7 protein-coding genes are annotated in these 14495 nt (G+C 34.4%); all 7 read right to left on the bottom strand.

What is annotated here, in order from left to right; translation table 11 throughout:
- Nucleotides 1-8: 8 nt before the first annotated feature.
- Nucleotides 9-1151, bottom strand: coding sequence for an acyltransferase family protein (locus tag ACODSB_RS03200; protein WP_488935979.1), 1143 nt, complete (start codon nt 1149-1151; stop codon nt 9-11).
- A gap of 56 nt (nt 1152-1207) precedes the next feature.
- Nucleotides 1208-4342 (bottom strand): beta-galactosidase, LacZ type, encoded by a 3135-nt coding sequence (gene lacZ, locus ACODSB_RS03205; protein ID WP_488935980.1) that lies wholly within the window; start codon nt 4340-4342, stop codon nt 1208-1210.
- Between the two features lie 43 nt (nt 4343-4385).
- Nucleotides 4386-5264 carry an inositol oxygenase family protein gene (locus tag ACODSB_RS03210; protein ID WP_488935981.1) on the bottom strand — a complete coding sequence of 293 codons (879 nt, stop codon included), beginning with the start codon at nt 5262-5264 and terminating at the stop codon, nt 4386-4388.
- 300 nt (nt 5265-5564) lie between these two features.
- Entirely contained in the window at nt 5565-9596 is a 4032-nt protein-coding gene (locus ACODSB_RS03215) for a hybrid sensor histidine kinase/response regulator (RefSeq protein WP_488935982.1), read from the bottom strand.
- 51 nt (nt 9597-9647) lie between these two features.
- Nucleotides 9648-11483, bottom strand: a complete 1836-nt coding sequence (locus ACODSB_RS03220) for a metallophosphoesterase family protein (RefSeq protein ID WP_488935983.1) — start codon at nt 11481-11483, stop codon at nt 9648-9650.
- Nucleotides 11484-11542: 59 nt separating this feature from the next.
- On the bottom strand, nt 11543-12115 hold the full coding sequence (locus ACODSB_RS03225; protein WP_488935984.1) for a hypothetical protein: 573 nt from the start codon (nt 12113-12115) through the stop codon (nt 11543-11545).
- A gap of 13 nt (nt 12116-12128) precedes the next feature.
- Nucleotides 12129-14402, bottom strand: a complete 2274-nt coding sequence (locus ACODSB_RS03230) for a GH92 family glycosyl hydrolase (protein ID WP_488935985.1) — start codon at nt 14400-14402, stop codon at nt 12129-12131.
- Between the last annotated feature and the right edge of the window lie 93 nt (nt 14403-14495).

Here is a 14495-nt window from a genome sequence, read left to right on the forward strand (position 1 = left end):
TCTTCATTCTAAATTTTTAGAAACCATTTTCTTTTATACAGAAAATAAAGTAACAGAAGTTGCACTACGGTTACTGACAGCGCTGCAAAAAAAGGCTGCCATACAAGCGGCGCAAAATTGATAAGTCCGCCAAAAACATAATCTGCTGTATGTTTAAAATCAACTAAACCTTCGGCAGCGATGTAAATTAAAATAGAATTTGAACCGATTAATATTAATGGGAATGCCCATTTATGAAAACCGAACAAATCAATTATCAAATAGAAAAAAACAAAAAACAAAATACTGAATCCGCCTACAAAACATACAAATGAACTCGTCCACAAATGTTTATTGATTGGGAAATTAATATCCCAAAGCAAACCTGCCAGGATCAAAATCACTCCCGTAAGAGCCATTAAAAGCAATTTTACTTTTATAGAAAATGGATATTTTATTTTTAAAAATGTTCCAATAAAAACACCCAATAAAGCTGTAGCAACAGCAGGTATAGTAGAAAATATTCCTTCCGGATCATAAACCGTACTATGCAGTCTGCCGGGTAAAAACAAGCGGTCAATATATCCTTCCAGTGATCCTTCTTTGGTTAAAACCCCTGCGCCAAATTCAGGAACAGGAATCCATTTCATTGCGGCATAATAGCCAATCAAAATACCGAAGAACCAGATTAATTGTTTTTTAAAATTAAAATTCAAATAGATGATTCCTGCAAAAAACCAAGCCAGTCCAATTCGTCCTAAAACACTTGCAAAGCGGGTATGATCAAAACCATCAAATCGCAATAATCCATTTACCACAAAACCTAAAACCAGTAAAATACAGGTTCTTCTCAGCATTGATAAATAAATTTTCTTCTTTTCGCTACCTGGTAATTCTTGTGGCGTTTTTACACCGGCAAGTTCCATTTTCTTTTCAAAAGAATAGGGCATTGAAACTCCTGCAACAAACAGAAAAACAGGAAAAATCATATCATAAAACGTAATTCCATTCCATTCTGCATGATGCAGTTGCGATGACATCCAGATAAAAACGGGAATTGGGGCGGCTTTGGCCAGAGCGTGAATAATATGTTCTCCGCTCATAATCCAAAACATAACAAATCCGCGCAGCGCATCCAAAGAAATCAATCTTCCTTTTGTAGTGTTATTCATTTTTTAATATTCAGTGGTCAGTTGATCGTGTTCAGTGTCAGTATTCAGTGGTCAGTTTAAAAAATTGGTTTTATAACAAATCCGTAGCTGTATTCGCTTTGGTTTAATACATATTGTTCGTGCGGAGGCAATCCCCAGCTGTTGTCTCCTCCTAAGCCGCGCTGGGTTAAATCAACACAAACAACAACTTCATTTCTTGGAGTAATATCGCTGGAATGAATATTTTTCTTAGAAATTCCTCCGTCAAAATCACTCGGATAATTATTTAAAGTACTCATACCTAAAGGCTGCAGACCTTTTATCTCCAGGCCATTTCCTTTGTTGCCTGACAATTTAAACCAGCGTATATCCGTCTTGTATCCATTTTCTTGTGGGCGTGTATAAGGCACATATTGGTCTGCAACTTTACTGTAATAAACTCCTTTGAATGAAGAGGTTTTTCTGTCCGGATAATTTTCTAAAGGTCCTCTTCCATAATAATCCAGATTTTCTAACGTATTTTTTAAGGTAAAAATCATTCCGAAACGCGGTAGTTCCGGCAATGGATTATTACCTTTTTTATAAGATGCTTGTATTTCTAGAGCACCATCATTTCCTAATGAATATTTAATGATATAATCAGAAGCAACATCATTCAGTTTTAATTTCGCAACGATATATTGCTGCCCGTTTTCCTCCGATTGCTGAATATTTTCTAAATTGGTATTTTTACCTGCCGTTCTCCAAACATTGGTTCTAATCTGCATTTTATTTCCAATATCATTATCGGTTGGTGCTCTCCAGAAATTTGGTTCAGGAAATTGTTTAAAATACTCCTCGCCTTTTAAACTATAGAAAGAAATTAGTCCTGTTTTTTTGCTGATTTTTACCACAACATTCTCTGAAGTCAACACAAACTGTTCTTTTTCATCCTGAATTTTAGCCCTATTTACTTTTTCAGATTTCTTAAAATAGTTCGAGTCTTCTATTACAAACTGTTCTTTGGCAATTTCAAAATGCTGAGGCAGTAATTCTGAACTCACTTTCGTGTATGCAAAAACATTCAGTAAATATTCTGTTCCTTCTTTTGATTGTAATTTTGGTAAATCAAGCTTAAATTGTTTTTTCGTTTTCGGATCTAAAGCAACATTAATTGTTCCTTCTTTAATTACTTTTCCGCTTTCTAAAACCTCATATTTAAAGTTGTATTTATTCAAATTTGTAAATCCAAAATCGTTGATGATTTCGATCACTCCATTTTTAATATCAACTGCATTAAATAAAATATCCTGATATACTTTTTTTACTTCAAATGCGCCGGGATGTGGGGTTCTGTCTGCATAAACTAATCCGTTGTGACAGAAATTTTCATCATTTAAATAATTTTGGCTTCCCATATCGCCGCCATAAGCCCAATATTTTCTTCCAACTTCATCGGTTCTTAAATAACCCTGATCTACCCAATCCCAAATGAAACCACCCTGCATGTTTTTGCTTCCGCGAATGATATCCCAGTATTCCTGAAAATTACCACTGCTGTTTCCCATCGCATGCGAATACTCACACATAATATAAGGGCGTGTAACTTCTTTACGTGCCGCATATTCTTTCATGTATTCTATTGTCGGATACATTGGGCAAACGATATCTGTGTTTTCATTTTCCTTTGCCTGCTCAAACTGAACCAATCTTGTATTGTCTCTTTTTTTGATCCATTTGTAGGCTTCATGAAATACAGGTCCATTGGCACTTTCATTACCTAATGACCAAATAATTACCGACGGCATATTTTTATCTCTTTCAACAAGACTATAGATTCTATCCAGATGTGCTTCTCTCCATTCTGGAAGAAAACCCGGATTAGTTTTTGGATTCATCCAAATTAGAGGCTGTCCCTCTACTCCCATTCCATGGCTTTCGATATTGGCTTCATCAACCAAAAACAAACCGTATTTGTTACATAGTTTTACCCATAAAATATTGTTTGGATAATGACTGCAGCGTACTGAATTAATATTCAGCTGCTTCATCATTTTGATGTCTTTCATCATCGTAGCTTCGTCCTGATAATGTCCGGTTTCCTGATTATGTTCGTGAATGTTTACACCATGAACCATTAATCGAACTCCGTTTACCAATAATTGTGCTCCTTTTAATTCTACTTTTCTAAATCCGATTTGACTGGAAACGGTTTCTATAAGGTCTCCTTTGGCATTTTTTAAAGTTAAAAGCAACGTGTATAAGTTTGGTGTTTCACTGCTCCATAATTTTGGATTGGAAACATTCTGAGAAAAATTTAAAGTCTGAATTTTCGATGCTTCAAAATTGACATTCAATTCTTTTATAAATACGTTTTTCCCCGAAGCATCAACTAGCTTCGCAGTCATTTTTTGATTGTTAACTGCTGTTGAAGTCAGATTTTTCAAATTTACTTCTACATTTAAACTTCCGTTTTTGTATTTCGTATCTAAATCTGGTCTGGCAAAAAAATCTGAAATGCGAACATTATCTGTACTGTACAAATACACATTTCTATCAATTCCGGAAAGTCTCCACATATCCTGATCTTCCAGATATGAACCGTCACTCCATCTGTACACTTCTACGGCCAAATCATTTTTCCCAGGTTTTAAGTACTTGGAAATATCAAATTCTGCCGGACTTTTGGTATTTTCGGTATACCCTACTTTTTCACCATTTACCCAAATATACATCGCTGACGTTCCCGCTTCAAAATGAAGAAAAACATGTCGGTTTTTCCAGTTTTGCGGCAGTACAAAATCTTTTTTATACGACCCAACAGGGTTATCCCAATGATTAATAAACGGTGGATTTTTTTCGAAAGGATACGTGATATTGGTGTAAATTGGCACACCATATCCATTCAGTTCCCAATTGGAAGGTACCTGAAGTTCTTTCCAATGTAAAGTACTGAAATCTGTTTTGTAAAAATCTTTTGGGCGCTGATCTGGTGTTGGCGACCACGCAAATTTCCATTTGCCATTTAAAGAAAAATACCACGGAGAGTTTTCATATTTATCACTTATTGCAGAGGTTTCGTCTGCGTAAGGCAGAAAAGCAGCACGCGCCGGTTCTCTGTTAATTTGATATACTTGAGGATTTTCCCAATCGTTGCGATCTTGTTCCTGAGCCGAAACAAAAGTTCCGCAAAGTACCAGAAGGGTTAAAAAAAATATTTTGGTTTTATGCATTATTTTGGTTTTAGATAGCTTTCAAATGAAATTTTTGATATTTCTAGAACTTCAACTTCTCAGGTAAATATTTAGCAACTAATTCTTTATAATATGGAAGTAGTGCTTTTACGTCTGGCTTAACCGGAGCTTTGGTATATAAATCATAAGGATTGAATTTTCGTACCCAGTCAAACATTTCGATATCTTTTTCATTCATTAAATGTGCATATGCATTTTCTTTATGCTGAGAATAAAATGAATGATAACGAATCATGTACAAAGCCGGATCTGGAAGATAATCTTTCATAATCTGGTATAAATATTCGTCATGACCCCAGCTCATTTTTACCTTATCCAATCCGCAGTTTTGGGTGTAAACACCAAATTTGGTATTGAATCTTTCATCTGTATAATCGGGGTTTTCTTTAAAAAAATCTGAGTAAACAATCTTATCTGAATAAGCACATCCAACAGGAAATGTATCGCCGACAACTGCCCATTGCGGTTCGCCGAACAAACATAAAATTTTACCCAAATCATGAATAAAACCTGTTAATACAAACCAATCCGGGTGGCCGTCTGCTCTGATGGCTTCAGAAGTCTGTAAAAGGTGCTGTGTTTGGTCTAAGTCAATATCCGGGTCGCTGTCGTCTACAAGTGTGTTCAAAAAATCAACAGCTTCCCAGATTGACATTTCTTTTTTATTGAATTGTAGAAATTCTGCTTCTTTATTACAAACAAAATCATACGTTTGATAGGTATGATTTATTCTGTAAAATTCCTTAACCGTTTCTACTCTTTCTGAATCTACATAATTTCTAAATTCTTCTTTTTGCTTTTCAGGAGTACTTTCAGAAGGATCTGGATATCGCAGTAACAAATCATCTTCCCATTCATCTAAATTATTCAACGGATTATCTGTGTCTATATGCTTTTTCATAATGCTAAAAAGTTTAAAAGTTATAAGACAAAAATAGAATTACCTATACCGTTCAAAATGGATTAATACATCAAAAACATGGATGATTTTTATTATTGTAGGATTTTTACAATTATTTAGCTGATTATTTTGAGCATTCCCGTGGTTTCAACCACGGGAGACATAGCAAGGAAATTGGACGATGGATATACATTTTGCTCCCACGGTTGAAACCGCGGGCTATGTTTATGCTTAGGATATCTTTATCAAAGTTTTAAACTTTGACAAAGATTCGGTCTCAATAGAAAATGGAAAAATTAATTAAATAAGCTTACTTGGCGGGAAACCAAACTGTTTTTTAAAACATCGGCTGAAATATAATGGATCATTGAAGCCCACCAAATTGGTAACTTCTGAAACATTATACTTTTTAGTTTTGAGCAGTTCTGCTGACTTTTTTAAACGAATGGTTCTGATAAATTCGTTTGGTGCCAAATCCGTCAGTTCCTTAATTTTTCTATATAATTTGGAAGAACTCACGCCTAATTTATCACATAGAAATTCTGTCGAAAGATCTACTTCACTTAAATTATCATTGATTAAATTCGTCACTTTTACCATAAATTCTTCATCAATTGGCGAATGAGTCAGCATACTAATCTTACCTTCTACTTCTCCGGAGAATTTTTGTTTGAGCTCTAATCTTGATTTAATCATGTTTTCGATAACCGTTTTAAGCAGTAATGGCTCAAAAGGTTTTACCAAATAACCATCAGCGCCAATGTCGTATCCTTTTACTTTATCCATATTTTCAGAAAGCGCAGTAAGCATTACAACTGGAATATGACTTATAAATTCATCATTTTTTAATTGTCTGCAAAACTCAAGTCCATCCATCACAGGCATCATGACATCGGTAACACATAAAATTGGTTTAATCTGTCGGCAGATTTTTAACCCTTCTTCTCCATTTTCTGCGTCATAAACTTTGTAATAATCAGATAAATAGTCCACCAAATATTTTCTAAGTTCGCTATTATCTTCAATTACTAATATTTTTTCTTTTAAATCTGTGTTCTGAATGATTTTCTTAGCCGCTTTTTCCGGAATAAGCATACTTAAATTGTCATTTTTAAGCGCATATTCAAATACCTCTTTATGCTCATAAGAAGCGCGGTCAATCGGAATTTCGACTTTAAATGTACTTCCTTTTCCCGGTGTACTTTCGACAGTAATAATTCCTTTATGAATTGCTACTAAAGATTTTACCAACGACAAACCAATACCCGATCCCGTATTATGGGCTTTACTGTTAGTAGCCTGATAAAATCGCTTGAAAATTTTATCCTGACTTTTTAACGGAATCCCAATTCCATCATCGGTTACTTCAATTACTAAAATATCTTCAACGGTATCTTTAAGCCTGATATAAAAATCGACATTTCCATTTTTATTGGTAAACTTTAAGGCATTCGACAATAAGTTGTATAGAATTTTATCGTATTTATCATTATCCAGCCAGCCGTTTATTTCATCGTCTTCGGTAATAAAATTGAGCTTAATTTTTTTATTATAAGCCATTTCCTTAAAGGAGTCAAAAATATTTTTCGAATAAACCAGAATATCTGTTTTAGTCACTTTGAGCTTTAATTCCCCTGATTGCGCTTTTCTAAAATCCAATACTTGATTTACGAGATTCAATAATCTGCTCGCATTTTGATAAATCAAATTGTATCTGCTTTTTTCATACTCGGTTGCATTGCTGCTTTCATCTAAAAGCTGTTTGGCCGGACCTAAAATAAGGGTTAAAGGTGTTCTTAATTCATGCGAGATATTGGTGAAGAAACGTAATTTTTCATTATTTAATTTAACGTCGTGTTCTCTGTTTACCTTTTCCGTAAGGAGTTCTTGTTTTAAACGAATTCGGTTTTTAATTTCTTTTCTAATGAAATAAAAAACACCAAATAAAATGGCAAAAAACAGTATAAAAGAAATAGGTGTCAGCCAAAAAGGCGGCAGGATTTTTATTTTATACGAAACTGTTTTACTCCAATATCCGTCACTGTTGCTTGCTCTTATTTTAAAAACATAATTTCCGGGATAAAGATTGGTATATTGAACTATTCGTGACGTACTGTTTGCTGTAATCCAATTTTTATCAAAACCTTCCAGCATGTATTGAAACTTATTTAGCTTTTCGTTTGCAAAAGATGGAGCCGAAAACTGAATCGAAAAATCGCGGTTTTTATGCGTAAGTTCTATTTCATTTCCATAGTTTAAATCTTTTGAAAGCGGAATCTCTCCATTAATCTCCATTTCCGGAAAGACTTCTTCATTCTGAATTTTAAATTCGGAAATAACAGGCAGCGGCGACCAATTATTTCTTTTCATTGCCGGCGGTGAAAAAGAAATAATTCCATTTTTACCTCCCAGAAAAATATTAGAATTATTAAAGTAAAAGAAGCCGCTTGAACTAAAAACGTCCAATCTGTTACCGCTGTTTACATGGTAAATACTGATATCTTTTAAATTAGCTTTAACAAAAGCAATATTATTGTTATTGATGTTCAGCCACAAATTTCCTTGGGCATCAGACAAGATATCGGTAATCCATTTACCCGAAAGTTCTTTAAGATTTTTTACCGGTTCAAATTCGTTTATTTTCGGATCGTATAAACACAGCCCAAAACGTGTTGATGCCCATATTTTACCTTTTGCATCCACCAAAACGTCACTTACATTTTCATCATGAGGAACTCCTTTTTCTTTGATAAAAAGTGAAGAATAGGTTTCTATTTTTCCAGAATTGATATTGTATTTTACAACTCCGGTTTCTGTGGCAAACCAAACATTATTTTTAGCATCTCTTTCAATGGCATTAATCTGAAAGTCGGGCAAAAGTTTACTGGAAGTTTGTACCTGAAGGGTTTTGGTATTCAAAATTACTGCGCCTTCTCCAAAAGAACCCACTATCATCAAATCGTCAGTAATTTTTCTAAAAGCAAAAACCGGGGATTTTTCAAATCCTGCCTTTATTTCTCTGGAAGAATTTGTAGTATAATTGTAAACTAATATGTTTCCGTCCCAAAGACCGCAATAAAAGATTTTTCCGTCATCCGTATAAATACTTGCAATATCTTTTCCTGTGTTATGTAAAGGAGTTGAGCCTTTTGTATTCGAAATAAAAAGTCCGTTATGGTAAGTTGCCACAATCACTTTTTCATCATACGTTTTAGCAAAACCTCTAATGCGGGGTGCCTGATTGCCTATAGAGCGTGAAATATCTTTGTTTAAAGTAAACTGATTTTCATACGGATCGTATTTATCCAAACCGTCTTCTGTTCCGATCCATAAAACCCCGGAAGCATCAAAATAAAGTGCTGAAATTAAATTATCTACCAGCGAAGTATCATCGGACAAAATAGAATAATACCATTTGTAATTTCCTTTTTGAATATCTTCTAATTGATTACAAACCAGTAATCCGCCTAAAGTTCCAACCCAGTATTTTCCATCGGGAGCTCGGGCGACGGATAAAAAATAAGGCCCTAATGCACCTCTGATTTGTTTGCTTTCTATATATAAATTGACAAATTGATCAGTGGATTTATCCAGTTTATATAAACCTTCACGGGTTCCTACAAAAATATCAGATTTGGCATCTTCATAAATAAAGTTAATATATGGATTTTTTATGTTGGAATGCGGAACAGAAAGCGTGTAATTATTAATTCGCACAATTGCTCCCTTGGCATCCATTGTTATTTTTGCAATACCCGATTTTTCGTAACTGCCAATCCAGACATTGCCTTTTTTGTCTTCAAAAATTTCTTTTACATAATCGAAACCTTTAAGCTGAATTTTTTCGAATCGGTTTTCTTTCAAAAAAAACAGATACACACCTTTTGTTTTGGTTCCCACCCAGACCCTTTTAAATTTATCTACGTAAACTGATCTGACTTCATCATCGGGCAGACTGTTTGGATCTTCTTTTTTACGAAAAAAGGTGGTAAAAACATGCGTATCCATTTGAAAAAGTGTCAATCCTTTTCTGGTACCAATCCATAATTGATTAGATTCTTCATCAAGCTCCAAAGCGGTGATGTCATCATTGTACAATTTATTTTTTCCAGGTGAAGAACTCATATAGTTTTTGAACTGATAACCGTCGAAACGATTTAATCCTGAGAATGTGCCAAACCACATAAAACCCTTTTTATCCTGTACAATATGACGTACCGAATTATGAGACAATCCGTTATTGTCATTATAATGCGCAAATTTTATATTCTGTGAATAAGAATGATAAAAAGCGGCAAAAAACAAGAATAGTATAAGGGATTTTTGTCTCATCGAAATAAATTATAAATGCAATTTAATCTTTTTGATTAATTAATATCAAAATTATTTAACAGATAAATTATCAATTTTGTTGTTTTTTAAATCAATATTAAAATGATCAGAAGGCTCGCCATTCATGGTTTTAAAAAATATTTCTGCCCATAAAACCAGTTTAAGATCGTTTGTTTTTTTTAACTGCCTGCAAATCAATTCATATTGTTTTAATCTTTTGTTTCCAATTTCTGAAAAGACCAATTCATCGGCACTTTTTAAACGGTAAAAATCGAAAATCATATCAAAACCTGTCCAGGATTTAAAATTGGAAATATCCAGGGAATTTGATTTCAAATCCTGATCAATTTCTGATGGATTTTTATTTATTTCTAATAATTCTTTGCCTGAAAGATTTACAATTGATTTCAAAAAATCAACAGGAAAATCTTCTGGCAGGAATCTTAAACGAACTAATTCCTTTAAATGCCAGTTTGTAAATTCTTTATAATCTTTGGCTTTTAAAATTTCTTTGTTCCAAATATGATCACTTTTATTATGCTGCAAATGAGCGTATTCTTCTTCATAAAAAGGAAATAAACTATTGAAATTAGGGACTTTGCCAATTACAACAGTTTCCACTTCAAATTCAGAATCTGAATGAATGGTCAATATTTTATAAGCCGGCATATAAGCTGCGAGCGAAGGCGCTTGTATATTAAACAATGTATTTCCTTTTACTGATGTTCTTACGCCAGTATCGTTAATATGCATGTGTCCACCAAAATGAATCTGAATTCCTGCATCTGCAAATTGCTGCGCTACTTCTTCATTAGGAACTCGCTGCAGCTGCATTTTATCGGCACCAAAAAGCTGTTTTAATTCCGGCGATGCATTTTCGTTAAATTCAACCATTGGATAATGACTAAAAGCAATCAGTATTTTTCCTTTTCGTTTCGCTTCTGCGGAAACTTTTTTTACCCAGTTTAATAAATGGCTTTTATAAATCAGAACGTTATTGTAACCTGTATTGGCTCCAGAAAAATCATGCGGATCATCTTGTTTTCCTGATAATTTCTCGTTTGGAACATAAGCATTGGCATCTATTGCCAAAAGCCAGATTCCTTTAATGGGTTCGACAACATAACTGGCATCTGGAAGAACCAGATTTGTGTTTTTAATTACATACGTTCTCTTTTCTAAAGCAGATTCTTTTTGCGCTTCTTCAAAATTATAATACTCATAACTGTAGCTTGAAAAAGGTGTTTCCCAATACAAATCAGTCTTTTTTGGGAAAAAACCAAAATCCCGCATTTCCTGAATGGTTTCTTTATATCCCCAGTTTTTTATATCGGAAGTAATAATAGGTTCTAGTTCGCTTTTACTTTTATTCAAATTATTTTTTGAACTGCTGATGATCTGCTCTTTTCCGTCTTTACCTAAAAAATCAGTTTTAACGGCATCCTGAGAAAACGGTCTTACAACGTCATGATTACCGGTCGTTACAAAAAATGAGATTCCGTGTTTTTCTGAGTATTCATTGAGTATTTTTCTCAATCCGCGCACATGAACGGGTTGTCCGTCGTCGCTGAAATCACCCGGAAGCACAACTTGTTTGATGCCTCTTTTTACAATATCATTTAAGGCTTCTAGAAAGGCAAAATAATTTTCATTGAAAATTCTGGTAGAATGCAGCTGCGAATTCATTGTCCTGATATTAGCGTATTCGCCCGTAACCGGATTTTTGATTCCCTGATAATTGTTGTCTTCAAATTTGGCAAAAATATCCTGTAAATGAACATCGGCTATAAAAGCGATTTGGAGCTTTTTTTCATTGAAATGTTGTTCTGTTTTACAGGAAATCAGAACTAAAAGAATCAATGAACAAAAGATATTTTTGAATGACATTGTTTATTGTTTTGATATTGAAACATATAACTGACAGGTCTGCTATCTCTTAATTTTTTTTAATTTAAGGCATCTACTACTTTCACCAATATGAAATTAATTCCTAGCGGATTTTTGGTTATTTTACAGATAATAGGAAACTCTGGATTTTTTACAATCCACATTTCAGTTTCATCAATTTGTGCGATTACGTGCAGCGTATCTATTAATTTTCCGTCAATAGAAACGGCATTTTTATCTTCGTTTTTGTCCAAAACATACGTCGTATTATTATACACAAAAGAATTGTTTTTCAATAAACCCTGATAAGCAGACTGCGAAATCATAAAAAAAGTTTCGGTTGGTTTTAAGTTTAAAACCGGCGCATATTCTCCTTGATTAAAACTTAAGGCATTTCCGTTTTTTACTGCTTCGGGAAGCATAACAATACTACTTTTTACGCCTCTTGTTTCCAATTTAAAAATCAGTTTATTGTCTGCTGTTTCAGTCGTAAGCGATAAAGTTCTGGTCTGTCCGTGAAGCTTACAGATATAATGTAAAACTGTATTATTTTTTATTGTTGGAATGTAGTTCTGAGATATTCCTGTTTGATAAAATGTTAAAAACAGAAATGCTGCGATTATATTTTTCATCTTGCTGATCATTTTATTTTGCCGGCGGTAAAACTGTAGTTCCCCATGCCGAAGGTTTCGAATCCATTTCTAAAATTAATTCTCCCCCGTTATTAATATCATCATGTAAAATCCACGCTTTGTTATAAGGTTTTCCGTTTAAAAAAGCCGCTTTTATGTATTTGCTTTTATCACTCATTTTTTTAGCAGAGATTTTAAACTTTTTACCGTTTTCCAATTGTATCGTGGTTTCTTTTATCAAAGGTGTATTGATCAGATAATAAGACTGTCCTGCATTTGGATACAATCCCATCATATGAAAAGCCAGCCACGAAGACATTGCACCCGAATCGTCGTTGCCTGGAAGTCCTTCTCTTGAAGTATTGAAATTATTTTTGATAATCGTTCTGATTCTGTCACTGCTTAAATACGGTTTTCCGATCCAGTGATAGAGACATGGCGTTAAAAACGAAGGTTCGTTAGCCACATTATACAAATCTGAATTAAAGAAAGTATTCAGTCTGTTTTCAAATGCTTTTTCACCTCCGGATTTACGAATCAGTTCCGGAACATCGTGCGGAATGCTGAATGAATATTCCCAAGAATTTCCTTCATAGAAAAACACACACCAATGGCAGACATACCAAGGCGATTCGATAATTACAGGTGTATATTTAAAAGTAGGTTTCTGGATTTTTGATTCTCCGAAAACAACATCGTCCAGCCAGTTTCCGTCTTTGTCTTTTGGCATAATAAATCCTTTGGCACCGTTATTTTCGTAATCGGAACGCCATAAATTCTGCCAGCTGTCGGCTTGTTTGATATATTGATTATACAAATCGGTTTTGCCTAATCCTTTTGCTACAACCGCAATATTGTAATCGTTGTACGCATAATCGATAGTTCGGTTTCCTGCACGGTCTGTGCCATAAGGAACGTATCCTAATTTCAAGTAATCTATTAACCCGCCTCTTCCTTCTTTTTCTTCATTTCCTCCCGGCGGAATTGTCGCATCTTTAAGCATGGCCTGCAGCGCCAATTCGTAATCAATTCCTTTTAAGTTTTTTACAAAAGCATCTGCCAGTACAACCTCAGCATTAGAACCGCCCTGAGTTCTTCCGTTGTCGTTGCCGCTTCTTCCTTCGGGTAAGTAACCTTCGCGTTTGTAAATGTTGAGCATCGCATTGATTATTTCCACTTTACGTTTGGAATCTATTATCGTAATTAAAGGGCTTGACGTCCTAAAAGTATCCCAAATCGTATAAAAATCATCATAGTAAGGTTCGTCATTTGTCCATAACGGATTTTCTCCTGTTCGGTCAACAGGCATAATCATGGTGTGATATAAGCCCGTGTAGAACATTTTTTTATAATCTTCGGATGTATCTTCCGATAATTTAATTCGGCTTAATAATGCTTCCCATTTGTTTTCTAAAGTGGATAAAACAGTATTGAAATCCCAATGCGGAATTTCAACTTCAATGTTATTTTTGGCTTTTAATTCGCTTAAAAATGAGATTCCGATTTTGACATTCAATTCTTCCTTTCCTGTGTTTCCAAAAGAAAGCAACGCTGCTGTTTTCTTTCCGGAATCAAACTGAGCTTTTTGATTGTTGTAAAATTGGCCGTCTTTAAAGGTGATATATTTTACAATAGGCTGGTCGAAAACTGCCCAGAAATAAACAGTATAAGCACGTCCGTTATTCCAGCCTCCTCTGATTCTGCTGTATCCTCGAACTTCGGTATCCGAAACAATTTCAATCTGCGAACCTACAAACTGCTGTGCTTCTCTGGCATCAGGAATCTTTTCTTCCCCCAGAAAAAATCCCGGGTCTATTTTTAATTCTTTTGATGTATTTTTTGGATAAGTAATGCGGTAAAAAGATACTTTTTCACCTGTGGTGATTTCGGTTTTGATTTTATTTTCTTTGAAAACTGTTTCATAATAACCTAGTTTTACATTTTCTTCAGCACGAAATGAAGTCTGATCGAGTTTATCCAAATTGCCGGAAAAAGGCATAATCTGAATGTTTCCGTATTTTGGCCCCCCGCCTGTTCCGCTTACATGCACCTGGCTGAAACCAGTTACTTCTTTTGGCATTGGAAGCCAGCCGCTGTTTGGACTTACTGTACAATCCGGGCTTGGTTTAACCATTCCGTATGGGCAAGATGGGCCAATAAAAACCCTGCCTACTCCTTCTGAACCGATCATTGGGTCTACAAATTGATGGACGTTTTGCTGGGCATTAATGATTATTGTAAACAAAAATGATATTCCTAAAAGTATATTTTTACTGGATATTTTCATTACTTATTTTATTTCTTTAAGAACTAAAAACTTTTTTTGGCACAGATTCAAGGATTTAATGATTTTAAAAATAATCCGAATAATCTGTGAAAT

The sequence above is a fragment of the Flavobacterium sp. FG68 genome (assembly GCF_057808895.1).